Annotated in this window: 22 protein-coding genes and 1 pseudogene; 4 read left to right on the top strand and 19 right to left on the bottom strand. The window is 62.6% G+C overall.

Annotation, left to right across the window (positions count from 1 at the left end; translation table 11 throughout):
• Nucleotides 1-150: 150 nt before the first annotated feature.
• Nucleotides 151-816 carry a uracil-DNA glycosylase family protein gene (locus tag BBD46_RS14520; RefSeq protein WP_071402416.1) on the top strand — a complete coding sequence of 222 codons (666 nt, stop codon included), beginning with the start codon at nucleotides 151-153 and terminating at the stop codon, nucleotides 814-816.
• A gap of 46 nt (nucleotides 817-862) precedes the next feature.
• Here the strand turns inward: BBD46_RS14520 and BBD46_RS23650 are convergent, their stop codons facing one another.
• From BBD46_RS23650 to BBD46_RS14480, 6 genes and pseudogenes are all read right to left on the bottom strand, one after another.
• A complete protein-coding gene (locus tag BBD46_RS23650; protein ID WP_420883935.1) occupies nucleotides 863-2,479 on the bottom strand; it encodes a J domain-containing protein in 1,617 nt (538 codons plus the stop codon).
• Nucleotides 2,480-3,181: 702 nt separating this feature from the next.
• Nucleotides 3,182-4,358: pseudogene (gene dinB / locus BBD46_RS14500) on the bottom strand (DNA polymerase IV); the annotation flags it as partial.
• A gap of 114 nt (nucleotides 4,359-4,472) precedes the next feature.
• Entirely contained in the window at nucleotides 4,473-4,796 is a 324-nt protein-coding gene (locus BBD46_RS14495; protein ID WP_004216366.1) for a transcription factor S, read from the bottom strand.
• Nucleotides 4,797-4,859: 63 nt separating this feature from the next.
• Nucleotides 4,860-5,537 (bottom strand): hypothetical protein, encoded by a 678-nt coding sequence (locus BBD46_RS14490; RefSeq protein ID WP_071402413.1) that lies wholly within the window; start codon nucleotides 5,535-5,537, stop codon nucleotides 4,860-4,862.
• Nucleotides 5,538-5,640: 103 nt separating this feature from the next.
• Nucleotides 5,641-6,675 (bottom strand): beta-ribofuranosylaminobenzene 5'-phosphate synthase family protein, encoded by a 1,035-nt coding sequence (locus tag BBD46_RS14485; protein ID WP_071402412.1) that lies wholly within the window; start codon nucleotides 6,673-6,675, stop codon nucleotides 5,641-5,643.
• Nucleotides 6,676-6,822: 147 nt separating this feature from the next.
• Nucleotides 6,823-7,152: a hypothetical protein gene (locus BBD46_RS14480; protein ID WP_071402411.1), complete on the bottom strand. Its 330-nt coding sequence runs from the start codon at nucleotides 7,150-7,152 to the stop codon at nucleotides 6,823-6,825.
• Between the two features lie 183 nt (nucleotides 7,153-7,335).
• Between BBD46_RS14480 and ilvD the strand changes: the two genes are divergently transcribed.
• Nucleotides 7,336-9,078: a dihydroxy-acid dehydratase gene (gene ilvD, locus BBD46_RS14475; RefSeq protein ID WP_071402410.1), complete on the top strand. Its 1,743-nt coding sequence runs from the start codon at nucleotides 7,336-7,338 to the stop codon at nucleotides 9,076-9,078.
• A 421-nt stretch (nucleotides 9,079-9,499) separates the two neighbouring features.
• Entirely contained in the window at nucleotides 9,500-10,492 is a 993-nt protein-coding gene (locus BBD46_RS14470; RefSeq protein ID WP_071402409.1) for a hypothetical protein, read from the top strand.
• Between the two features lie 69 nt (nucleotides 10,493-10,561).
• Here the strand turns inward: BBD46_RS14470 and BBD46_RS14465 are convergent, their stop codons facing one another.
• The 4 genes from BBD46_RS14465 to BBD46_RS14455 form a co-directional block, all read right to left on the bottom strand.
• The gene (locus BBD46_RS14465) at nucleotides 10,562-11,959 is read right to left on the bottom strand and encodes a cell surface protein (RefSeq protein ID WP_071402408.1); all 1,398 of its coding nucleotides are present in this window, start codon (nucleotides 11,957-11,959) and stop codon (nucleotides 10,562-10,564) included.
• Nucleotides 11,960-12,254: 295 nt separating this feature from the next.
• Nucleotides 12,255-12,698, bottom strand: coding sequence for an adenylyltransferase/cytidyltransferase family protein (locus BBD46_RS14460; protein ID WP_071402407.1), 444 nt, complete (start codon nucleotides 12,696-12,698; stop codon nucleotides 12,255-12,257).
• Nucleotides 12,695-12,841 carry a hypothetical protein gene (locus BBD46_RS22700; RefSeq protein WP_171908212.1) on the bottom strand — a complete coding sequence of 49 codons (147 nt, stop codon included), beginning with the start codon at nucleotides 12,839-12,841 and terminating at the stop codon, nucleotides 12,695-12,697. Before BBD46_RS22700 ends, BBD46_RS14460 begins: the two co-directional genes overlap by 4 nt.
• A gap of 24 nt (nucleotides 12,842-12,865) precedes the next feature.
• Entirely contained in the window at nucleotides 12,866-13,360 is a 495-nt protein-coding gene (locus tag BBD46_RS14455) for a Mov34/MPN/PAD-1 family protein (RefSeq protein WP_071402406.1), read from the bottom strand.
• A gap of 250 nt (nucleotides 13,361-13,610) precedes the next feature.
• On the opposite strand from BBD46_RS14455, the gene BBD46_RS14450 reads away from it, so the two are divergent.
• Nucleotides 13,611-15,524 carry a DHH family phosphoesterase gene (locus BBD46_RS14450; RefSeq protein ID WP_071402405.1) on the top strand — a complete coding sequence of 638 codons (1,914 nt, stop codon included), beginning with the start codon at nucleotides 13,611-13,613 and terminating at the stop codon, nucleotides 15,522-15,524.
• A 155-nt stretch (nucleotides 15,525-15,679) separates the two neighbouring features.
• Here the strand turns inward: BBD46_RS14450 and BBD46_RS14445 are convergent, their stop codons facing one another.
• The 9 genes from BBD46_RS14445 to BBD46_RS22940 all read right to left on the bottom strand — a co-directional run bounded on the left by BBD46_RS14445 (nucleotide 15,680) and on the right by BBD46_RS22940 (nucleotide 22,615).
• A complete protein-coding gene (locus tag BBD46_RS14445; RefSeq protein ID WP_071402404.1) occupies nucleotides 15,680-17,197 on the bottom strand; it encodes an MATE family efflux transporter in 1,518 nt (505 codons plus the stop codon).
• Between the two features lie 59 nt (nucleotides 17,198-17,256).
• Nucleotides 17,257-17,907, bottom strand: a complete 651-nt coding sequence (locus tag BBD46_RS14440) for a helix-turn-helix domain-containing protein (RefSeq protein ID WP_071402403.1) — start codon at nucleotides 17,905-17,907, stop codon at nucleotides 17,257-17,259.
• A gap of 207 nt (nucleotides 17,908-18,114) precedes the next feature.
• On the bottom strand, nucleotides 18,115-18,243 hold the full coding sequence (locus tag BBD46_RS23365; protein ID WP_006651874.1) for a hypothetical protein: 129 nt from the start codon (nucleotides 18,241-18,243) through the stop codon (nucleotides 18,115-18,117).
• Between the two features lie 241 nt (nucleotides 18,244-18,484).
• Nucleotides 18,485-18,808 carry a hypothetical protein gene (locus BBD46_RS14435; protein ID WP_071402402.1) on the bottom strand — a complete coding sequence of 108 codons (324 nt, stop codon included), beginning with the start codon at nucleotides 18,806-18,808 and terminating at the stop codon, nucleotides 18,485-18,487.
• A 159-nt stretch (nucleotides 18,809-18,967) separates the two neighbouring features.
• Nucleotides 18,968-19,708 (bottom strand): tRNA-dihydrouridine synthase, encoded by a 741-nt coding sequence (locus BBD46_RS14430; RefSeq protein ID WP_071402401.1) that lies wholly within the window; start codon nucleotides 19,706-19,708, stop codon nucleotides 18,968-18,970.
• Nucleotide 19,709: 1 nt separating this feature from the next.
• Nucleotides 19,710-20,702, bottom strand: coding sequence for a 2-phospho-L-lactate transferase (gene cofD, locus BBD46_RS14425; protein ID WP_071402400.1), 993 nt, complete (start codon nucleotides 20,700-20,702; stop codon nucleotides 19,710-19,712).
• Nucleotides 20,703-20,809: 107 nt separating this feature from the next.
• Nucleotides 20,810-21,619: an aldo/keto reductase gene (locus BBD46_RS14420; RefSeq protein ID WP_071402399.1), complete on the bottom strand. Its 810-nt coding sequence runs from the start codon at nucleotides 21,617-21,619 to the stop codon at nucleotides 20,810-20,812.
• A gap of 357 nt (nucleotides 21,620-21,976) precedes the next feature.
• Nucleotides 21,977-22,216: a type II toxin-antitoxin system PemK/MazF family toxin gene (locus BBD46_RS23545; RefSeq protein WP_394326832.1), complete on the bottom strand. Its 240-nt coding sequence runs from the start codon at nucleotides 22,214-22,216 to the stop codon at nucleotides 21,977-21,979.
• 3 nt (nucleotides 22,217-22,219) lie between these two features.
• Nucleotides 22,220-22,615 carry a winged helix-turn-helix domain-containing protein gene (locus BBD46_RS22940; RefSeq protein ID WP_071402398.1) on the bottom strand — a complete coding sequence of 132 codons (396 nt, stop codon included), beginning with the start codon at nucleotides 22,613-22,615 and terminating at the stop codon, nucleotides 22,220-22,222.
• Between the last annotated feature and the right edge of the window lie 28 nt (nucleotides 22,616-22,643).

The following is a 22,643-nucleotide window of genomic DNA, read 5'->3' as shown; positions in this document are numbered from 1 at the left end:
GAGTGAACGAAGTGAGTGAGAACCGCGGATAACGAGCGGGGAACAGCGTGACCCGTGAGTGGGCTGTGTGACCAGTGTGTACATAGTTGCAGTTGTCACTATAGCAGCACAACTGATACACAGACGCACTGGACCACAACCGCGGCCGTTATGGGCCAGCCACTCCTTCGGACGACCGTGCAAAACGTCACCGACAGGACGAGCAACCCGTTCGGACTCAGACCACCGTTCGACCGGAGCGGCCCCGACGAACGGACCGCCGTCTTCGGCTACGGTGACGCCAACGCCGACTTCCACGTCATCGGCGACCATCCCGGCCTCCACGGCGGGAAGCGAACCGGCGTCCCATTCACCGAAACCGCGAATGGAAACGCGATTCAGGACGTTCTCCGCGACCCCGACATCGACTTCGTGAGCGGCCCCCGCGACCAGCCCGTACTCGAGAACTGTTATCTCAGCTACGTCCACATGTGCAGCCTCCCGGACGGCCACCAGCCGACCGCGAGCGACTACGCGGAACTCGAGCGGTACTTCGACGCCGAACTCCGGGCGATCAACGCCCACATTCTGCTGCCGGTTGGCGAACAGGCGACGGATCACGTCCTCCGGGAGTATACGACCCAACGCCGTCGGATCGACCTGAATATGGCCGACCTCCACGCGACGGAACTTCGCGGCCGGGGGTTCATGGTCGTCCCGATTCGGAATCCAACCGAGTGGGAGGACGGTGACAGCGAGGCGATAACCGAGACGCTACGTGGGATTCTGGCGAGTGATTATCGGCAGACGAAGGGCGTGGCGACGCGGATCGGGTAGACGTACTGCTGCTGCGGTCCGTCTCGTTGTGTCTGTCGACAGCTTCTCAGCGGCCGAGGTGCTTTCTGATCGTTGCCCGCAACGGGAGCCCGAGTGCGCCGAGCAGCGGCAGGACGACGAACACCACCAGATCGGCCGGCAGCGTCGCGTAGCCAGCGAGCCCGGCGGCGAATCCACACAACGGAGCCAACACCGGCAACACGTACGCGTACGACGGCGTCCAACCCGGACCGCGGCGCGTGTGCGCGACGATGACCGTGAACAGGAACGGCATCAACACCGCACCGGCGAGCAGCAGTCCGCCGACCAGCGTCGTCGAAATCCCGAGCGCGATTGCGAGCAGGATGGTCTCGTCGATCGAGAGCGGCCGCCAGGTCTCCTCGCGCCAGCCGAGTCGAACGACCAGTATCGCGCCGAGTACGAGTGCGACGAACCCGCCCAGCGCAGCGTACCATTCCATCGGCGCGACCGGTGGTGTCACGATCTCCGAGCGCTGGACGAACACCGCGCCGGTGTCGATGCCGTACCGGCCGCTCTCGAGTACCCCCCAGATCGCGGCGGGGTCGGTTCCGACGGCGGCCAGTTCGGTGCGAAGTGACTCGAGTCCCGTCTCGTTGCCGAGCGCGAAGTCGGCGAGACCGGCGAGATAGACGAGCACCGAGAGCCAGAGCAAGGCAAGGCCGAAGCGCTGGCGACGCCACCAGCGTGCGAGTGGGTTGGTACGGAGCCAGGTGAAGCGGGTGTTCGAGTCGTCGGTGTCGGAGTCAGTGTCGGTGCCGGAATCGGCGGCTGTACTCGAGTCGGCGGTGCCAGGAGCGCTCGCCGTTCCGCCGGTCCCCCCGCTCCTCCCAGCGGCTGTACTCGACGTCTGCTGCGTGCGTGTTCTCGAGTTCCGGGTGGTCGCTGTCTCGCTCGAGGTGCTGGCTGATGCCGTCTCTGTCTTCGTCCGGGAACGCGAACTCGAACTCGAACTCGAATCCGACTCTGACCCACTCGACCGGCGGCGTGAACTGGACGAGGTGCCACTCGAACTCGAGTTGGAACTGGAACCGGCCGAACTGGTGCTGGAACGAGAGCGTGAACGAGACCGGGACCGAGAACTCGACGACGAACTCGAGTTCCGACTGGAACTGGACGAGTCGCGCTTCGTTCGGTTTCGGCTGCTACCACTCCGCCCGCTTTCTCCGCTTTTTGCCCCACTCGTCGATCCTGACTGTGACGTCGACGTCGATGTCGATGTCGATGTCGACGAGCGCCCAGCCGTCGTCTTTGTCGTCCGCCTGCTGTTCGAGCGTGAGTCTGAACTGGTGCCCGAACTGGAACCGGAACTGGAGCGCGAACTCGAACTCGAACTCGTGCCCGTACTCGAGTCCGCGCTCGTACTCGAGTCGTCGTCCGAACTCGCCCAGACTTCCGGGTCGGGGATGCCGCTGGTTCGCTTGGCGACGTAATCCTTGTGCCCGAGACGGTCGTAGGCCTGGCGCTCGACCGGTTCGCTGAGGATTTCGTAGGCTTTCTTGACGGCGACGAACTGCGCTTGCGCGCGGTCATCGTCGTTCAGATCCGGGTGGTAGATGCGAACCTTCTCGCGGTATGCGTCTTTGATATCCTCCTGGGAGGCGTCGGATGGAAGCTCGAGAAGGTCGTAGAAATCCTCAGTCATAGACGATCGAGAGCGTACTGTCTACGCTGCCGTTGTGCGGGAACTGTTATAATATCAGTGTTCTCGTCGTTCCGACCAGTTGGAACGTTGATTGGCACGAGAACGGCCGTTACCCGGACGCTCGAGACGGGGAGTCGGTAATACTGCGCTTCTGGGGCTATGTAAAATCAGCCAGTACTGTTTGGTCCTCGGGGATCCGATGGGCTGACCGAGGCGACTCAGTTTCGGACCGGGTAGATTCGGGCTTGGCTTCATCGCTGGTCTCGACTGGTGTGCTATCGTCGCCGGTGGTTGCGTCTTCTGTGGTACGGTCGTGTTCGACACTACCGGTAAACGCCGTCAGTGCTTCCTGTCCGTCAGCGCTCGTAACCGAGCCGGATTCGGTTTCGGCGTGGGGCGCAGGTTCGGGTTCTGGTTCGGGTCCTGGTTCTGGTTCGGGTTCGGGTTCGGATTCCGCCTCGGATTCTGACTCGGCCTTGGCTTCAAACTCGTAGAGGGCAACGGCATCTGTTTCGGAGTCCAGTTCCGGCCTGGTACTGGAGTTCGATTGAAGGCCCGTGTCGGATTCTAGTTCCGAGCCCGAATTCGAATCCGGGTCCGATTCTGAATCCGTGCTGGACTCGAGTACCTCTGTTTCCTCCCCTTCCTTCCTCTCGTCTCTCATCTCCACTGCCTCTTCGTCAGACCCATCGGACGCCGTCTCCGCGCCGTCCCAGCCGTCGAGACTCGTCTGATCCGCCGTCGCGAACTCGAGATTGGCGACGCGAACGCCGAGCTTTCGAACCGGTTCCGTCTCGAACTCGGTGAACAGGTCGCGGGTGATCCGCTCGACGAGGTCGGGGTCGTCGACCGGGCCGGGAAGCGACCGGGCTCTGGTGTTGACGTCGAACGGCGGCAGGACGGCCTTGACACCGACGGTTCTGTACAGCGCGCCCTCGCGCTGGGCGCGGTCGGCGACGGCCGCCGCGAGGGTCTCGATCTGTTCGTATTTGGGTTCTGGGTCGGATACAGGTTCGGCGAAGGCCGACTCCCGAGAGAAGCTCTTGGGGTCTCCTTTCGGTTCGACGCGCCGGTCGTCGTCGCCGCGGGCGCGGTCGTAGAGTTCCCGGCCGCGCTCGCCAAAGCGCTCGACCAGCGGGTCGGGATCGGCCGCGGCCACGTCGGCGGCCGTCTCGAGTCCCATTTGCCGGAGTTCGCGAGCCGTCACGGGACCGACACCGTGAAGCAACTCGACGTCCAGCGGGGCGAGAAACTCCCGCACCTCTCCGGGCTCGACGACGGTCAACCCGTCCGGCTTGTCGAAGTCGCTCGCAATCTTCGCGGCGCTCATCGTTGGCGCAACGCCGATGCTGACGACGACGCCGACCTCGCGACGAATGCGGTCCTTGACGTGCCGGGCGAAGCCGTCCGCGACCTCCCAGGCGGTGCGCTCGGTCACGTCGAGGTAGGCCTCGTCGATGCTCACCTCACGGACGATGTCCGCACAGTCGTGGAGAATCTCCCGAACCTCGGCCGCGACGGACTCGTAGAAGTCCATGTCGACGGGGCGGTAGTAGCCGGTTTCATCCTCGCTCAGTTCCGGATCGTGGTCGTCTGCGTCTGGTGAAAGGGCGGCGCGCCGCGGCAGGGACTCGAGTGCGGTCGAGATCGCCTGGGCGCTTTCGACGCCGAACTCGCGGGCTTCGTAGCTGGCGGTGGCGACGGCGCCGACGGTGTCGCCGGGTTCGTAGCCCATGCCGACGACGACGGGCTCGCCGCGGAGGTCGGGCTCGCGGAGTCGCTCGCAGGCGGCGTAGAAGCAGTCGGCGTCGACGTGGAGGACGATGCGGTCTGCGGTGTCCTCGGTTTCGACGCCGGGTAGTTGTGGCCCGTTGGGCATTGGTTGTGTATGTGTTCGTCTAGAGGTACGGGAGGGGCGTTGTGAACGTTGCGTCCGGTGTGGCGGTGTGGCGGTGTGGTGATGTGGTGGTGTCAAGTGAGTTCCCGGCCCGACTCAGTTGTAACCCCGCCAGCGATGGCCACACTCCGTGCACTTGAAGAATCGCGTCGGCGGCTCGTCCGCCGAGGCGGTCTGCTTCAGCGTGTACCAGGCTTCCTGGGTCCCACACTCGTCGCAGACGACATCGGTCGCCTTCGGCTTACCTTCGAAGTTCGCGTTCTCGTCGGATTCGATGACCTCATCGTCGGTCTGGGACTCGGTCGTGACGAACTCGTCTTCGCGCTCGCGGTCGCGCTCGCTCGCGGCGCCACAGTTCGTACAGACCATCCGGTCGTCCTCAGCCATCATCATCGAGCCGCAGTCGTCACAGAACTGCATACCCCGACTGTACGGTCGGCTGTGCAAAAAATACGTCGTCATCACCGTTCGTGTGTGGTGCTGTCAGTGCGACAGTAGCTCGACCTCCCAGGGACCCGCAGCGTCGACGACGAGGTATCCAATTCCTTCGAGTGAAAACGTCGTCTCGCCCTCGAAGTGATCGAGTTCGTTGAATACGAGTTCGGGAAACGTGAGGCCGAAGACGGACTCTTCTTGCGGGAGAATTTCAACGATGAAGTTCCCCTGTCCCTCGTGGACGCCACGAGCCTCACTGAGTCCCTCGAACTGAAACGGCCCCGCCCAGTCCGGAGTGTCGCCTGCAAGTGAAGCAGGCAACGACTCGGCATCGTCGTCCGTCGCCTGTGGCTGCTGGATTTCGATCCCCCAGCTCCCATCGGCATCAACATCCAGCAGATACTGTCCTGCCGCGGCGATGAGCCCCGTTGCACCGGTGTACGCACCGATCGAATTGACGAGCAACTCCGCCCGATCGCCGGTCACTGGAACGAGGTTCACGATAAAATTCGAGTCGCCGTCGTGGACACTTTCGACGATCGTGACGCCATCTTCGAGTTCAAACTCGTCAGTGACTATCGACCCAGTATCGCTGAACATGATCGGCTCCGATTCCGTTGTCTGGTCGGTATCCTGCCGTGCACTGGCACTCGAGTACAGTGTGCTTCCCGCCAGTGCCATGCCACCGAACCCCAGACCCGCCGCAAGGTAACGTCGTCGACGCATAGTAGGCCCCCACCCAGGAGCGGCTTAGAACCGTCTCCGCGATCGCCGCGACTATCGCGCTGGCTGGTACTATCAGCCTCAGTGATGCTTCTCGATATCTGTCTCAGGAAGGCTTCTCGACCGGTGCCCCAGTCGTCGACGCACGCGAGATCAGCACCTCACCCGACAGTCCGCGTTCTGCGAGTGCGTCCTCGGCCGCGGCGACCGCTTCCTCGGCGTGGCCGCGGTCCGTTACGCCGTAGACGACTGGTCCCCACGAGGACTGCCCGATCCCCGAGAGAACCGGACAGGACTCGAGTGCCTCCACCAGTTCACCGGCGGGCGGGCGGAAGACGCCGCCCTGGGCGTCGGCGTACCACGCGCCGTTCTTCCGGCCGATTTCGCGGATGGCTTCGCCGAAGGCCTCGAGTCGGCCCGCGGCAGCGGCGGGCAGCAGTTTCCGGGTGACGACGCCGGCGAGTTCGTCCGCGATGGCGGGGTCGGCGCGTTCGACGACGGTGCGCATACTGGCATCCTCGTTCTCGCCGCTGCGGCCGGGGTCTGCGTCGGGGACGACCACGAGGAAGCGCCAGTCCTCGGGCAGATCGTGGCGCGCGACAACGGGTGGGACTGTCCAGTCGCCTTCGTCGGGCGGCGCGGTCGTAAACCGATTCGTCGGGTGGCCGGCGTCGACGACGAAGCCGCCGTTCTCGAAGGTGGCGACGCCGACGCCGCTGCGGCCGCCCCGTCCCAGTGCGGGCGCGTTCGTCCTGACCTGTGGGTCCAGGCCGTAGGCGTGGGCCGTCGCTGCGAGCACCGAGAGGGCGAGCTGGGTCCCGCTCCCGAGACCGACGTGTCGTGGCAGTGGCTTCTCGAGACCGATCTCAACGCCGGGGACATCGAGTACATCGGTGGCTCGTTTGGCGTACTCGCGCACGAGCGGACCGTCGGTGACCAGTTCGTCGGCGCGGGTGGCTGTGACGGTGACGCGGGGCGACTCGAGTCCGATGCCAATGCCGCCGTAGAGCCGTTCGCGTGCGAGCGAGAGGTTCTGGAAGCCGACGTGGAGGCGAGCGCCGGCGCTGACGGTGACGGTGACGCCGTGTTCTCTGTCGGCCTGTGAGGGGGGCCCAGCGCTCGGGTCGCTCGCGTTCGGCATGTGTACGCACTATCGGTCGGTCTTGGAAAGGAGGTTTCGACGCTGGCAACGCCTGACGACAGTCACTGTGAGACAGTCGCTGTGAGTAGTAGACGTAACAGTAGACGACAGAAGTAGATAGCAGAATAGGGGCGCTATACGCAGCGATTACCGACTCGGTGCGCCGTACTCGACGTGGACCGTCGGCGTACTCGCGGACTCTGGCGCGGGGACACCGTTCCAGTCGACCACGTGAACGTTCGCCATCTCGCCGGCGAATCGGAACCGCTGGACACCCACATCGATCGTCCCCTCTGCGACCTTCTCAGAAACCACGACACCCTCGGAAACGGGGTCGTCTGCGACCATCTCGATCTCGCCGTCGACGGCGATTTCGAACATCGAGGGAACCCCGCGACCAACGATCGTCACGAGATTGGGAAGTTGGTTGGCTGACTGTGCGTCCGAATCCTGTTGTACCGGATCGTCGCGTGCCATGCTTCGATGAGATAAATGGGACGGTATAAACTTTCTTCCTCCAGAATCAGTAAGAATCTGTGACGGTCACCCGAGTGGACAAACGATGACCGAACGGTGACACGCCTGTGCCCGGTCCGCTCAATCCGTGGAAAGAACGACCGACAAACGGTGACTTATGGTCTCCCGACGCAAGGTCCGAGCATGAGCAGCGACGAGTTCGACTACGGCAAAGACGAACGCCTCCGGAGCCGCGAGGTTACCGAAGGGGCGGAGAAGGCACCCCACCGGGCGATGTTCCGCGCAATGGGATTCGACGACGACGATCTCTCCTCGCCGATGATCGGCGTGCCGAATCCGGCGGCCGACATCACCCCCTGTAACGTCCACCTCGACGACGTCGCCGAGTCCGCACTCGAGGGCGCGGACGAAGCCGGCGGGATGCCGATCGAGTTCGGCACGATCACCATCTCGGATGCGATTTCGATGGGGACCGAGGGGATGAAAGCCTCACTCATCTCGCGAGAACTCATCGCCGACAGCGTCGAACTCGTGTCGTTCGGCGAGCGCATCGACGGTCTCGTCACCGTCGCGGGCTGTGACAAGAACCTACCCGGAATGATGATGGCCGCGATCCGGACGGATCTGCCCTCGGTCTTCCTCTACGGCGGCTCGATCATGCCGGGCCAGCACGAGGGTCGGGACGTGACCATCGTCAGCGTCTTCGAGGGCGTCGGCACCTATGGCACCGGCGAGATGGACGCCGAGGAACTGGACGACCTAGAGCGCAGTGCCTGCCCCGGTGCAGGCTCCTGTGGCGGCATGTTCACCGCGAACACGATGGCTTCCATCTCCGAAGCGCTCGGTCTGGCACCCCTCGGCAGCGCCTCCCCGCCCGCAGAGGACGAAGAACGGTACGAGGTCGCCCGCCGCGCCGGCGAACTCGCCGTCGAAGTCGTCGAGGAGGATCGCCGCCCTTCGGACATCCTCACCCGCAAGTCCTTCGAGAACGCCATCGCCCTCCAGACCGCGATCGGCGGCTCGACCAACGGCGTGCTGCACCTGCTCGCACTCGCCCGCGAGGCCGGCGTCGACCTCGAGATCGAGGACTTCGACGAAATCTCACAGCGGACGCCGAAGATCGCCGACCTCGCGCCCGGCGGCGACAGCGTGATGAATGATCTTCACGAGCTCGGCGGCGTCCCGGTCGTCATCCGTCGGCTACTCGAGTCCGATCTCTACCACGGCGATGCGATGACCGTCACCGGCCGAACTGTGGCGGAGGAACTCGAGCGGCTCGACCTGCCAGCGGACGACGAGATCGAGGCGGACTTCCTTTACCCCGTCGACGACCCCAAGGAGGACGAGGGCGCGATCAAGATCCTCTCAGGCAACCTCGCGCCCGACGGCGCGGTGCTCAAGGTCACCGGCGATGACGAGTTCTACCACCAGGGGCCTGCCCGTGTCTTCGAGGACGAGGAGGCTGCCATGCAGTACGTCCAGGAGGGTCACATCGAGAGCGGCGACGTGATCGTCATCCGCAACGAGGGACCGAAGGGTGGCCCCGGCATGCGCGAGATGCTCGGCGTCACCGCCGCGGTCGTCGGAGCGGGTCACGAGGACGACGTGGCGCTCATTACGGACGGCCGGTTCTCCGGCGGTACCCGCGGACCGATGATCGGCCACGTTGCCCCCGAGGCGTTCGTCGGCGGCCCCATTGGACTGCTGGAGGATGGCGACGAGATCACGGTCGATATTCCGGAACGCGAACTCGAAGTCGGCCTCGACGATGCCGACCTCGACGCCCGCCGCGAGGAGTGGGACCAGCCCGCGCCGGCGTACGACAGCGGTGTGCTGGCGAAGTACGGCCGCGACTTCGACTCGGCTGCAAACGGTGCGGTGACGAACCCCGGTGTCACTCGCGATTCGGACTCGAGTGGGTACTGAGTAGGTACTGCGTGGCTGGCGACCTGACCGGCTGGGTGGGTAGCTGGCTGACTGCCTGACTGTCTTCCCGATTGACGCGCGCCTTCTATGTCCTGCACGAGACTTTCTTAGTGGTGCAACCGAGAACGATGTAAATGCACAAATACTGTCTGGAGTGTGAGTGGCAGTGCAGCACTGCTGACGGACGAACCGAAGCAGACGTTTCGAAACAAGCGATCGAACACTTCGTCGAAACTGGCCATACTGTGGATTCGTTCCGGTTGCCGCCGCCGATTATTCGACTGAACTGATACAGTACTCCTCCTCGTTTAGCGTCGTCTCAACGTCTCACAGGGCACGCTGTGGTCTCTTCTCGCTATTCACACGAGCCAGTGTCAGTTCCCCCAGAAGCTATTTCTACCGACAAGAACGTTCTGGGATAATGACTGTCCGGCTGGAGAAACGTGTCCCGAGTCGGTCAACCAGACGGACAGTTGGGTATCTGACTGGAATCGGTCTGTTCGCGGCCGTTCTCCTCCTCTCACTCCAGGCAGCACCGGTGCATGCGGCCGACGACCCAGCAGACGGTCGAGATATCTTCACCGATGGGGTGGCTGAAGGGACGGTACAGTTGAGTACCGCAAGCAGCGCAAGCGCGGGAAGCACCGGAAGCAGCGCAACCCTCGCAGACCAGTCGGGGAACAACAGTTCCGCGTTCAGCAACGCAACGTACGAACTGGAGGTGGAACTGGCTGGTGACCCACCAGGGAGTCAGCTCTCGCTCACCGTCCACGAGCAGTACCTCATCCAGAACCACACGACAGCACAACGAGCCGCAAACGACACCATCACGCACGAGTGGCACGACAGTGCCGACCGACTCGAACACGCGTTCGACCTGCAGGCGGAAACTGGGACGGGACTCGAGTACCACGGCGACCCGGTTGTCACGCTCACGTCGGCGAACACAACTGCTGGGAGTGAGGTGGGTGACGTCGGACGTGAAGTTCGTGTCCGCCACGAGGCGGTCCTGACGAATGTCCCGACGCGACACGAACCGCCCGTCGAAGCACTCCACGACGAATTTGGGACGGATGCGTCACTGACCGTGGAGGCACCCGGGCAGGCGGCCCACCACAATGCGGATGATGCCTTTGTCGACCGTGGCGGGCAAACCCTCCGGTGGACGGGAGATGCAGACACAGAGCGGGCCGAACTCGTGTTCGACGATGACGCGTTCGAGACTGATCGGTCGGCGGTCGGACTGCTCGGCACCTTGCTGGTGTGGCTCCCGTTCGTCCTGTTTGCCGTAGGAGCGGGCCTGGTGATCGCACTAGTCGCGCTATTGTTGATCGGTTCGCTGCGACTCCTGTCCGTGGTCGTGCGGATGGTACTACGACTCCTCGTCGCACTCGGCCACTATCTGTTCCGGTAACGTCACTCACACCGAAGCAGCGTCAAAAGCGAGATATCGAACCGAGACACCGGCTCGTCTGTGCCCGCGTTAGAACGGCGGCGAGTTCGAAATTGCGGTATCGAACTGCTCGATCGGGCGAACACCGAGGCCGTGGAAGTCAGGCGTTCGTGGCCCCTCTTCTTCCTCGTCCTGTGCGAGTTCGACGTGCTCGTCGTCGAACTCCTCGATCGGGAACGGCTCGAGGACGTCGACGTGCTCGCGGTCCTCGACGCTGATAACCGAGACGCCAGGCGTCACACCGGTCGAGGCGTGCGGGTCGCCAGAGAGTGGTGCAGGGCCGCGAAGGGTGACGAACATGTACTCGCCGTCGGGCGAGGTCCACATAATGTCAGGTGCGTCCCTTTCTCCAGGGTCGTCAGACTGATCCGGACCGTAGGCGTCGATCGTCTCTTTGACTTCGTCGGTCTCGGGGTCGACGATGACGCCGTCGTTGGTCTCGCGGTTCAGCACCCACAGCTCCTCGCCGTCCGGCGTGAACCAGAAGCCGTGTGCGTCGATGCCCTCGGTGGACTCGCCGTCGACGATGACCTCGTCCTCGGCGGTGTCGTAGACGTAGAAGTCACCGACGCCCCCACTGTCGCTCGATGGCAGGCCAGCGGTGAGGTAGAACTTCTCCTCGGTCGGGTGTGGCATCGTGCCACAGTTCGTCGGCAGCGTGTCGCCGGAAATCGCCCTATCGACGGTGAACTCCTCGTGGTCGACGATCACGAGCGCGCCGTCGTGGTAGCTCGGTCCGAGCGTGTGCAGCGAGCGCCCGTCGTGGGCGTACTGGTGACAGATCGGCGAACCGCTCTCGATACCGGCGTCCTGAACGGTGTCGTCCTCCAGAACGACGATTTCGTCGACGACCTCGAACGCCTCGCTCTCGAGGTCCGCGTCGACGCGGACAATCGCACCCTCGTCGATGGCGTCGACGTGAATGTAGTCGTCTTCGGGCGAGAACGCAGCCATGTGCGAGCCCTGGCCGGTGTCGATGTCTGCGACGAGTTCGTGATCCTCGGTTCGGAAGACGAGCGTCCGCGCGCCGGCCGTACAGGCGATGGCGGCGTACTCGTAGTCCGAACTGAAGTCGATCATGTGCGGAACGATGCCCTCCTCCGGGAGGCCATCGAGTTCGTTCAGGTTGATGTGGTTCGTCAGTGCGAACTCGTCGTCTCCCTCCGGGGCTGGTTCGTACGTGAAGATGTCGTCGCGGCCCTGGTCGAGCGCCCAGAGTTCGTAGGAACCGTCTCCCTCCTCGAGTTCGGCGTCGACGGTGTAGTCGAACTCTTCGGCGTCTCCGTTCTCGTCGCCGTTTTCAGCGCCGTTCTCATCGCCGTTTTCGCCACCATTGCCATCCCCGTCGCTGGCACAGCCGGCGACTGCAACGATACCTGCAGTCGCGCTGCCCGCCAGAAACGTCCTGCGAGTTGGATCGGTCTGCATGGTCAATTTGTCTGCGCTCCACCTTCAAAAGTTTGCGGATTCAGCGCCTCTACCCGGCAATTATGGCAGTTTTGGTGAGATAGGGGAAAGAATTGACGCGGGTTCAAACGGGTGTCATCACCGTCGGTCGCGTTCGAGCGTCAAACCACTGGTCGCCGACAGGATTGTCGTCGACAACGGCAATCATTGCTTGTTTCTAAGTCAGCGATTCGATATCCACGTGTGACTGTTACGCTGGCAGACAGGTGTGAGCCGTCTCCGGAGAGGAGACCGTTGCCGTAGAGAGGGATTCTCACTATCCGCGTCGGTCGAGAATCCGATCGATAATCAAGCGCGTCGAGAGCAGTTCGTCCTCGCGCGTCGACTCGCGGCCGCTTGCACGCTCGACAGTGCAGTCGATGCCGCGGCGCTCGAGTTCGTCCTCGATGGCTGCCCCGTCGTGGTGCTGGTCGTGACCGAGCGCGATCACGTCAGGATCGATCCGTTCGATCGGCACGAAAATGTCCTCCTCGTGGCCGAGGAGCGCGTCGTCGACGACCTCGAGTGCATTGACGACGTCCCGTCGCTGGGCGGCCGAACAGATGGGTGCTTCCTTGTGATCGACGTTCGATTGCCGCGCGACGATCACGTACAGTTCGTCGCCCATCGCGGCAGCTTCCTCGAGATAGTGGACGTGGCCGGGGTGTAACAGATCGAAGGTTCCCTGCGCGATCACCGTCCGTGGAGTATCGTTCGTCATAGATTCGTCCTCAGTCCCGTTCTCGAAATCAAGATCTGTCGCCGTTGTCGCTGGCGTTTCGTGTTCGTCTGCTGGATCATCATGTGGATACCGGTATCGGTGTCGGTGCCGGCCTCGCGTTCGGTTTCGGTGCCAGTGTCCATCTCACGCTCACGCAGTCTGCCATCTCAATACAGTTCTTCGTCGATATCCGCCTGCGTGAAATCGAAGAAGTCCTCCGTCTCGGGGAGATTGACGTCGATCACGTTCAGGGTCGTCCGCTTGCCCTGCGAGTCGAACGCCTTCCAGTCGCTGCGTCGGTACGGTGCGCCGATAATGATGTGCACGCTCCCGCGGCCGAACGTCTCCAGATCCGCGCTGCTCGGGCTGATCACACCGTTTGGATGGGAGTGAACGCTCCCGAGAGCCTTCACGTCGTTCGGAATCTGGCTCGTCTTGACCGTCGCGCTCACGCTGTTTGCCTCCGTTCCCGGCACCACCAGCACGTCCGTGATGACGAGGCCGTCTTGCTCGAGTCCCAGCTGCGTCGCCTCGGTGCCTCGTAGAAAGCCCATGTACTCGTTGGGATGGGAGGCTTCCGAGGATTCGATCGCGAACTCCAGTGTCTCCTCGGCGATGCCGAGGATTTCGTTCGAGCGAAACAGCGCGTCGAGCAGCCCCATACACCATCATCGGAGGGTGCGGTTGCTAAACGTTCCGATGGTCGCGTGGCGGGTGGTGTGTCCGTGTATCCGTGTGTCCACGTGTTCGTTGTCTCATCGACCCAGCCGGCGGGTATCGTTGATCAACTCGAACCAGCCGACAGAGCCATCACGACGACACCCCCGCTACTGCCTGCAGTTTTCGGATCGACGGCTGAGATCCCTTCTTGACAAGGGTTATACGCGACCGTCACTAACCGAACACTCATAGATGACACGTGAGTCCGCCGGGGTCCCCGGCGAAGACGACGGGGATTCCGTCGTCTACGATCTCGATGCAGATTGTACCGCAGAGGATGTCGAGCAGAACCAACCCTACCTCGCTGAAATCAACGGTATCGTCGACTACGGCGTCTTCGTCGATCTCTCCGAATCCGTCTCCGGCCTCGTCCACGAGTCCGTTCTCGACGGCACCTTTGCCGTCGGCGACGAGCTCGTCGTCGAACTCGAGACCGTTCGCGACAACGGCGATATGGCGTTCGAGCCAGCCGGGGTCGAACTCGACGACGAGACGACTGTCGAATCCGTCACCCACGACTACACCCTGACCGGCACCGACCGTCTCGAGGGAACCATCGGCGAACAGATCCACCTTGAAGGCGAGGTCGTGCAGGTCAAACAGACCGGCGGCCCGACGATCTTCCACGTCACCGACGAATCCGGCGTCGTCCCCTGTGCCGCCTTCGAAGAGGCCGGCGTCCGCGCCTACCCGCAGGTCGAGGTCGGCGACATCGTCCGCGTCACCGGGACGCCCGAACACCGCGAGGGCTCCGTCCAGATCGAAGTCGACGGCCTCTCGAAACTCGAGGGCGAGACCGCCGAGGAGGCCCGCGAGCGACTCGAGGACGCGCTCGAAGCGCGCGCCGAACCACACGACATCGAGCCGCTGATCGACTGGCCCGCGTTCGAAAAACTCCGAGATGATCTGCGTGAGGTCGCCACCCTGCTGCGCCGGACGGTACTCGAGGGCCGCCCGATTCGCGTTCGCCACCACGCAGACGGCGACGGGATGTGCGCCGCGGTGCCGGTCCAGATCGCACTCGAGCGCTTCATCGCCGAGGTACACGAGGACGAGAACGCGCCACAGCACCTCATCAAGCGCCTGCCCGCCAAGGCCCCGTTCTACGAGATGGAGGACGCGACCCGTGACCTGAACTTCGCACTCGAGGACCGCGAGAAACACGGCCAGCAGCTTCCCCTCTTGCTCATGCTCGACAACGGATCGACGGCCGAGGACGTGCCGGCCTACGAGACGCTGGCACACTACGACATCCCGATTGTCGCGGTGGATCACCACCACCCTGACCCGGACGCTGTCGGTGACTTGCTCGACGCCCACGTCAACCCGTACCTCCACGACGAGGACTACCGGATCACGACGGGAATGCTGTGTGTCGAACTCGCGCGGATGATCTTCCCGGAGATTACGGACGAACTCCGCCACGTCCCCGCCGTCGCCGGCATTTCGGACCGTTCGAAGGCCGACGCGATGGACGACTACATCGACCTCGCCGTCGAGGAGGGCTACGACGAGGATCGACTGCAGGACGTGAGCGAGGCGCTCGACTACGCGGCCTTCTGGCTGCGCTACAACTCCGGCGACCAGCTCATCCAGGACCTGCTCCAGATCGACAGCGACGAGGAGGAGCGCCACCGCGACCTCGTTTCGTTCTTCGCCGACCGTGCCGGCGAGGAGGTCGACGAGCAACTCGACGCCGCGATGGCCCACCTCGAACACGAGGATCTGGACAACGGCGCACACCTCTACCGGATCGACGTCGAGAACTACGCCCACCGCTTTACCTACCCCGCACCGGGCAAGACGACCGGCGAAATCCACGACCGGAAAATCGAGGAGACCGGGGATCCCGTCATCACGGTCGGCTACGGCCCTGACTTCGCCGTGCTCCGCTCCGACGGCGTTCGCCTCGACATCCCGCAGATGGTCTCGGAACTCGAGGAGGAAGTGCCAGGTGGCGGTGTCTCCGGCGGCGGCCACCTCGTCGTCGGCTCGATCAAGTTCGTGAAGGGCAAGCGCGAGGAGGTCATCGACGCCCTGGTCGACAAGATGGAAGAGGCCGAAATCGACGAGGCGCTCTCGAGTGCAGCGCCGATCGACGACTGACTGAGCGGTCGCCACTCGAAAGAAGCCGAGACAGCGGTTGATACTATCTTTTGCGTCGTTGTGTCGTTCCGGAAGTTGCGCAGTCACACTGGCACAAAGACACTGGCACAGCGAGGGCGATTGTTTTGATGGGCAGGAACTCGTGGATGATAGCGTCAGTGCTGTGTTGGCAGCGAGGACGGCAGGATCCACGTCCCGCGGACGAGCCACACGACGGCGATCACCGACGAGATGATGTAAGACAGCGCAATCGCATACCACACGCCAGTGATACCGGCCCCAAACCAGACGAGTGCGGCGTAACTCAACGGAATACGGAACACCACCAGTTCCAGCGTGGCCAGGAGCATCGCGAGTGTCGTGTTTCCGCTCCCACGAAACGCGCCGAGGGTTACCTGGAACACGGCGAAGAAGACCAGTGCTGGTCCGACAATCCGGACAAAGGAGGCACCGTTCTCTCTAATCGCACCAGCAGCCACGTCACCACCTTCGACGCCCAGAAACACGCTCACGATCGATTCGGCGAACGGGTAGGCAGCGGCGACGATGCAGACGAACAGGACACCTGCCATCCCCGCAGAGAGGTATACTGCGCGTTTGGCACGGAATTGCTGGCCGGCACCGAGATTCTGCCCGACGGTCGTCTCCACCCCGCGGGCAAGTCCGAGTGAGATAACGAACAGGATCCCAACCAGGTACTCGGAGATGCCGTACGCCGCGACGGCAGCGTCCCCTTCGATGGCGAGAACTGCTGTCAGGATCGCGACGCCGCCTGCGCGAACGCCCATCTCGACTGCTGTGGGAGATGCGATCGTGACGATTTCGACGAGTGTCGAGCGACGTGGCCGAAGCGAACCAATTGTCAGCTCGAACCCGATCCGTCCGGAAAAGAGCACGTACAGACCGAGTGCAGCGGCGATCGATCGGGCAACGATCGTTGCGATCGCAGCGCCCTCGATGCCGTAGCCAGCGAACCCGGTCCAGGCGTACAGCGAGTACTCGAGTGAGTGGCGTCCAGCCCACTCGAAGATCGGATTAGCCGAGAATCCGTGAATCACGAACGGATCAATGAGGATGTTGACAAATGCGCTGATTCCCATCAGTTTGAGTGGGGTTTTCGTATCGCCCCAGCCGCGAGAGAGTGCGTTGAAGACGAAGAACCAGAACATAGGGACCAGACCGAGGAACGTGATACGCGTGTATCCGACGGCCTGCGTGTGTGGTTCCGTACCGGGAGTTGCACCGACGAGCGTGAGCAACCACGGTGCGAGGATGTATCCGATGATCGCGAGCACAAGAGAGAGGACCGTTACGAACGAGATGGTCCCCCCGGCTACTGATTGAATCGCGGGTAATTGACCACCGCCTTTGTGCCGTGCGACGAGGACTGTCCCTGCCGTTACCACACCGAGCCCGATGCTCATCCCGAGGTAGACAATCGGCCACGAGTAGGACATCGCCGTCACCGCATTGGTTCCGAGATGGCCAATCCAGTAGAGGTCAACCAGGAAGTAGACGATATCGAGCCCCTCTGCGAGAACGATCGGTGCTGAGAGGACTAACAGCGGCTTGAATAACTGGCCATCGGTTACGTTGATCGACTGATTCTGTGAGGGGGTACCCGTTGCCGTGACGTCTTGCGAGACAGGCTCATTCGTCGTTGATTCCTCCATCGAGTATACCTATACTGAGGTGCGGGCGCAGATCACTGGAGCCCCACATAGTCCGGGTTTTAAATTGGATTGTCCGAGAAATAGTGCTCAAGAACGTGTGCCTGGCCACGATGGAGTCGTTCGGCAAGCGCTGATCGGGAAATATCGAGCGAGTCGGCAACGTCTCTGAGCGATGCCTGTCGAGGAACATCGAAGTAGCCTGCCTCGTAGACTGCACGGAGGGCTTCGTGTTGCTTTTCGGAGACACCAGGGATACGATCGTCGTCGCCGCTCGACTCGTACAGCCGGTCGAGTCGAAAACTGATGTCCATCTTCCGGCAGCTGTCACGATAGGCAGCGAGTTCGTCACGGTCGGCGAACTGCTGTTTGAGATGTTCCCCATCGCTCGTGACCCACCATCGTTCGACGAGCGTCTTGTTGAACAGCAGTTCGTCCATCTCCTCGGGATATCGGTCCTCGAAAACTGTGTGATAGATACGCACCGAACTCTCCTCGCTGATGGGCGTAAATTCTAGGACCGCAGGCTTACTTTCAAGAGTTTCCTCGAACGTCTCGAACGACCGACATACCACGCGGAGGACGAATACGATCGGTCCGGCAGCGGTCTGTTCGTCGTGTTCGACAGTGATCGTACACTCTGGTACTGCACGGACGAGTTGAATCAACGGGTCGTGTTCTGAGAATAGTCGAAATTCAGCAGTTAGCCCCATATATACTGTCTGTGCGCCCACTCCTAACAGTCTTATACTCGATCGTTACCGAGGGTTGACCGGCCGATTGTGACATATCGGCTCAATTCAGACTGATTCTATAGAAAGACGGTCCTGCGGGCGTTCTGCAGAGGAAAACCACAGTCTCACCCGTGACAGGTTTTGGAAGGTGGTCGGGAGTCGGTACGAGTACCGTGATACGACGAGTTAGTCCGAGCCGTGACGCGGCGTGAACCCGCAGTCCGTACATTCGAAGGAGTCGTATCGGACGGCGAGATCGCCCGCACACGTGGGACAGCGGTACGTCGTTTCGGTTGCGTTCTGACTGATTGCCATGTCTACAGTCGAGTGATCGAGGGCAATAAGCGCACCTATTATCCAGATCTAAGAATAAGGTGACATTATAACACATACGATAGTCAATCCCACTCGTCTCTCTCCTGGCGTGGAACGTCGAGTCGTACTAGCCACCGTGTGAGTTGCGGCGACAGGCGGGGCAGTGACGGCCGTCAGGGGCGGAACAGCGACAGCCGCCAACAGAACAGCAACAGCCGTCAGCGACGGAACAGCGAACCCCTCAGAACTGGTACCGACGCTCGTCGTCCATCGTCGGATACTGATTTGCACCCGTCATCTCGTCGAACGTCATCCCCGAGAGATACTCGTCGTAAGTTACGTCGAAGCCCGAGCGCAGGTGGAAGTCCATCGTTCCTGTCTCGACGGTCGACTGAAAGAGCATGTGGATTGCCCGGCGGACGAGTTCGTCTGTCTCCTCCGGCTCGAGTGCCGTCTCGAGCATGGCGAGTTCGTTTCGCGTCTCGCGGTCGAGCGAGACGGTGAGTTCCTCCCCAACCTCGCTGTACGATTCCTGCATCTCCTCGGAGAGTTCGTCGAGGGTCATAGCGGGGTGGAGGCGTGCCTGCTGGAAAGTCCTTTCGTGGTTTTGCTGCGAGTGTGGCTGGTCGATAGAACACAGCCAAGATAAAACAGAGACAGGTCAGGACAGGACACGGGCGGAGCCGGGACCTGTGTGCTTATCTCCAGATAGACCCCAGTTCCGTCACGACTCCAACTGCGCCACCACCGCACCGTGGACCCGCTCGAGTACAACTGGATTATCGCTCGGCCGACCCACGCTCACCGCGTCCGCACCGTACTCGACGTACTCTCGAACCGTCTCCGCGTCTCGAACGCCGTTGTTCGCGATCACGAAGAGATCCGTCGCGTCCGCAATGTCGGCGATAACCGACTCTGTATCCATCGCGTCGACGTGGAGGAAGGTTGCGCCGGCGGACTCGAGTACCCCTGCCAACACAGGTAACTCGACACCGGGAACCTCGGCGCGGACCTTCACGCCGACGGTTGCGCCGGTGCTGGTTGCCGCTTCAACGTAGCCCGCGAGGCGATCCGTGTCGGCGAGCAGCGTCTCACCGCAACCCACCGCGCACAACTCGTCCTGCCGGCAGTGGGCGTTGATCTCGAGGAAGGCATCGTGCTCGCGACAGATCTTGGCTACGTCGCGGACCGGCTCTCGAGTCGCGCTGCGGACGTTGACCGCCGGCTGAATCGGGGTGGACTCGAGTTCGAGCGCCTGAAGTTGACGATCGACGAACGCGAGGGGGTCGTCGGGCAGGAACTCGGTTCGGTCGCGGGCGATGAGTTCGCGCGCGGCGGCTCTCGACTGGTCATCGATGGCGATCCCGCCGAGGAAAGCACAACCGGCGTAGTCGGCACCGGCGCGGGCCCAGTCGGCGTCGGATTCGCCGCTCAAACTGGCAAGGGCGAGCGGTGGGGAGAACATCCTAGCTGACGATATCGATTGCTTCGGCGATCGCGCGGATAACTCGTTCGGCATCGGCCTCGTCGTCGATCCGGATATCCGTCTGGATCGTCGGCCGGTCGAACTCCGCGTCGTCGTCCGTGTCGATGACGTAGGCGTCTGCGAACGGGTAGGCTGCTGCGAGCCCCTCAGTGCTCGGCTCGGCGTTCACCGCTTCCATCAGATCGCCCGCAGGGCCGGAGAACGCCTCGTCGCCGAGGAACGGCGAGACGGCGACGACCGTCGTCTGGGCGAGCGCGTCGGCAAAGCCCGGCAGCGCGAGCATCGGACCGATACTGGTGACCGGATTCGAGGGCCCGATGACGACGGTGTCCTCGAGTGCCTCGAGCACGCCGGGAGCCGGCTGTGCCATCGAGGACCCGCGGAACTCGACGGTTTCGACGGTCGGCTCACCCCGGTGGCCGACCCAGTACTCCTGGAAGTGCATCATTCCCTCCGGCGTGTGGATCAGGCTCGCGACTGGGTCGTCGCTCATCGGAAGGAGGTCGACCGAGAGCCCGAACGCGTCCGCGAGTGTGGCGGTCGCTTCGCTCAATGTCTCGCCCTGATCGAGGAGGCTGGTTCGCGTGAGGTGGACCGCCCGATCCCGGTCGCCGATCGTCATGAACTCGGCGACGCCCGAAAAGCGACGCCAGTTGGCGAGGTCGCGGCCGGCGGTCTGTTTCTCCGCGGGGAGGTACTGTGGTCCCTCGGGGAGATCAGCCGCGTCGGCGATGTCCATCAGCGCCGAATTCGTTCGGTGCGTGTCGCCTGCGATGCCCCACCACGTGTCGCGATCGAGGATCCCACCACCCTGAAAGAGTACCGTATCAACGTCCGGCGAGACAAACAGTCCGCCGAGTTCGATATCGTCGCCCGTGTTGGCGACGATCGTGGTCTCCTCCGGTGAGAACGCGGCGCCAGCACCGTCTAACAGCTTCGGCGTTCCGGTGCCCCCGGAGAGGAAGGTAACCATATTCCAGACTCTCGCCTGTGAATACTTAATCACTTGTGGCCCCGAGGATGGTACCACATCACACGATCAGGGCGTCGCTGCAGCAAAACTGTGGCCCTTGCCGCCCGCTACCGATTCCAGGCTGCGTCGTCCGGATCGACCAGTCGCTCACCCGCATCGAGGTCGTCAATTCGGTCGCGTTCGTCGTCCGTCAACTCGATCTCGCGCGCCTCGTAGTTCTCGCGGATGTGCTCGCCCGTCCCCTTCGGAATCGGAACGACACTCTCGCGGTCGTAGTGCCACGCCAGCGCGACCTGAATCGGCGTCGCGTCGTGGTCGTCGGCAATCTCCTGCAGAACGTCGATCTCTGTGACCTCGGCCTTGGCGATCGGACAGTACGCGACCGTCTGGATGTCGTGTTCGCGGCCGAGCGAGACGAGTTCGTCCTGCTGGAGTTCGGGGTGGAGCTCGATCTGGTGAGCGACAACCGACGCGTCGAGTATGGAGACCGCCTCCTCGAGAAGGTTCGGTGTGAAGTTACTCACGCCAACGTGGCGCGTCAGTCCCGCCTCGACAGCCTCGTCGAACGCCGGCAGCGTCTCCTCGGCGTCGTACTCCCCCATCGGCCAGTGAACGTACAGCAGGTCGACCGTGTCGACGCCGAGTCGGTCGAGACTCTCGCGGGTGGACTCGAGTACGTCCGCTGCAGCCAGATTCGACGGGTGAACCTTCGTCGCGAGGAAGACCTCCTCGCGGGCAACGTCGGCCTGTTCGAGCGCGCGGCCGACGGCTTCCTCGTTGTCGTACATCTGCGCGGTGTCGATGTGACGGTAGCCGGACTCGAGTGCGGTGACGACGGCGTCGGTGCACGACTCCCCTTCGTGGCCGGAGGTGCCGAGACCCGGTTGCGGGAGTTGTGGTGGTGACTGTGACGACATAGGACGGGCTACGGGGAGACGGTACACGGACGTGGGGGAAGCGGCAAGCGAGACGGTGGTAGCGGAGGAGGTCAGATGACGGGTGGCAGAACCTGTTGGTTGCTGTCAACGTATCGGGTGGACGCTAGTACCGGTCGTTCATCCCACCTGCGCTGCCGAATGGCCGGTAAACAGCGACGACTGCTTCTCTGTTTTTCGGGAGTTGGGAGGGACGAACTCTCGGGGCTGTACTACGACAACCTCACGTATCTTCCACATCGGTAGACGGACTGAGATACGAACTGAGAGTCGTTGTGACGTGATCCGCGAATTCGTCCGAAATTGTGCCCTGGACTCCAACGATATGCGTCTCGTCTTTTAACGTCGCCACTGTCCACGGGAGAACGTAGCTTGCGTCTGTGGTTCACCTCGAACCCACGCCTTGCTCGGTACTGCGAAACTCCCCGGATGATGCGACTGCGTAGTGAACGCAACTGCGATCGACTCTTTATTTGGATACGGAAGTCGATCCGCCGAAACGACCAGCCACGGTCGCGGGTTCCCGGTACCCGATTTGAACGGGTCGGGCGCCCACACGACATCTCCTCGTTCGGCCATCGCTTATGCTCCCTTGTTATCGCTCTCGTGGCGTCCGTCGATCGGATCAAGGGCGGTTTCCATCCACTCGTCGACCGCATCGTCCGAGAAGCCGCCGTCGATCTCGTCGACTGCTGCAGCACCGAGCAACCCAGCGGAGGCGGTGGCGTGTTCGGCGTCAGCGATCTTCCAGTACCGGCCGCGGTGCTCAACCAGTCCGCGCCGCTCGAGGCGCTTGAGTGTCGGCCCGACACTTCCTTGAGGCACGTCGACCGCATCAACGATCTCACGCTGGCGAAACGCCTTATCGGCGTTCTCGAGGAGGTGCCGATAGATCATTCCCTGCGTCGTGTCGGCCGCGAGGTCGATGACCGGGCTATCTTCGTTGATCGTCCGGAATTCGTCCTCTGTGATCGGCATTGTGTATCAGTTTGTATCGCACTGTATT

The sequence above is a fragment of the Natrialba sp. SSL1 genome (assembly GCF_001861355.1).
Lineage (GTDB): Archaea > Halobacteriota > Halobacteria > Halobacteriales > Natrialbaceae > Natrialba.
Note: the sequence above shows the minus strand (reverse complement) of the source record. Positions and strands in the feature narration are given on the sequence as shown.

What these genes read in the sequence shown, in the direction of transcription:
- BBD46_RS14520 (WP_071402416.1), top strand. Translation starts at nt 151, where the DNA reads ATGGGCCAGCCACTCCTTCGGACGACCGTGCAAAACGTCACCGACAGG.
- BBD46_RS23650 (WP_420883935.1), bottom strand. Translation starts at nt 2,479, where the DNA reads ATGACTGAGGATTTCTACGACCTTCTCGAGCTTCCATCCGACGCCTCC.
- BBD46_RS14495 (WP_004216366.1), bottom strand. Translation starts at nt 4,796, where the DNA reads ATGCAGTTCTGTGACGACTGCGGCTCGATGATGATGGCTGAGGACGAC.
- BBD46_RS14490 (WP_071402413.1), bottom strand. Translation starts at nt 5,537, where the DNA reads ATGCGTCGACGACGTTACCTTGCGGCGGGTCTGGGGTTCGGTGGCATG.
- BBD46_RS14485 (WP_071402412.1), bottom strand. Translation starts at nt 6,675, where the DNA reads ATGCCGAACGCGAGCGACCCGAGCGCTGGGCCCCCCTCACAGGCCGAC.
- BBD46_RS14480 (WP_071402411.1), bottom strand. Translation starts at nt 7,152, where the DNA reads ATGGCACGCGACGATCCGGTACAACAGGATTCGGACGCACAGTCAGCC.
- ilvD (WP_071402410.1), top strand. Translation starts at nt 7,336, where the DNA reads ATGAGCAGCGACGAGTTCGACTACGGCAAAGACGAACGCCTCCGGAGC.
- BBD46_RS14470 (WP_071402409.1), top strand. Translation starts at nt 9,500, where the DNA reads ATGACTGTCCGGCTGGAGAAACGTGTCCCGAGTCGGTCAACCAGACGG.
- BBD46_RS14465 (WP_071402408.1), bottom strand. Translation starts at nt 11,959, where the DNA reads ATGCAGACCGATCCAACTCGCAGGACGTTTCTGGCGGGCAGCGCGACT.
- BBD46_RS14460 (WP_071402407.1), bottom strand. Translation starts at nt 12,698, where the DNA reads ATGACGAACGATACTCCACGGACGGTGATCGCGCAGGGAACCTTCGAT.
- BBD46_RS22700 (WP_171908212.1), bottom strand. Translation starts at nt 12,841, where the DNA reads ATGGACACTGGCACCGAAACCGAACGCGAGGCCGGCACCGACACCGAT.
- BBD46_RS14455 (WP_071402406.1), bottom strand. Translation starts at nt 13,360, where the DNA reads ATGGGGCTGCTCGACGCGCTGTTTCGCTCGAACGAAATCCTCGGCATC.
- BBD46_RS14450 (WP_071402405.1), top strand. Translation starts at nt 13,611, where the DNA reads ATGACACGTGAGTCCGCCGGGGTCCCCGGCGAAGACGACGGGGATTCC.
- BBD46_RS14445 (WP_071402404.1), bottom strand. Translation starts at nt 17,197, where the DNA reads ATGGAGGAATCAACGACGAATGAGCCTGTCTCGCAAGACGTCACGGCA.
- BBD46_RS14440 (WP_071402403.1), bottom strand. Translation starts at nt 17,907, where the DNA reads ATGGGGCTAACTGCTGAATTTCGACTATTCTCAGAACACGACCCGTTG.
- BBD46_RS23365 (WP_006651874.1), bottom strand. Translation starts at nt 18,243, where the DNA reads ATGGCAATCAGTCAGAACGCAACCGAAACGACGTACCGCTGTCCCACG.
- BBD46_RS14435 (WP_071402402.1), bottom strand. Translation starts at nt 18,808, where the DNA reads ATGACCCTCGACGAACTCTCCGAGGAGATGCAGGAATCGTACAGCGAG.
- BBD46_RS14430 (WP_071402401.1), bottom strand. Translation starts at nt 19,708, where the DNA reads ATGTTCTCCCCACCGCTCGCCCTTGCCAGTTTGAGCGGCGAATCCGAC.
- cofD (WP_071402400.1), bottom strand. Translation starts at nt 20,702, where the DNA reads ATGGTTACCTTCCTCTCCGGGGGCACCGGAACGCCGAAGCTGTTAGAC.
- BBD46_RS14420 (WP_071402399.1), bottom strand. Translation starts at nt 21,619, where the DNA reads ATGTCGTCACAGTCACCACCACAACTCCCGCAACCGGGTCTCGGCACC.
- BBD46_RS23545 (WP_394326832.1), bottom strand. Translation starts at nt 22,216, where the DNA reads ATGGCCGAACGAGGAGATGTCGTGTGGGCGCCCGACCCGTTCAAATCG.
- BBD46_RS22940 (WP_071402398.1), bottom strand. Translation starts at nt 22,615, where the DNA reads ATGCCGATCACAGAGGACGAATTCCGGACGATCAACGAAGATAGCCCG.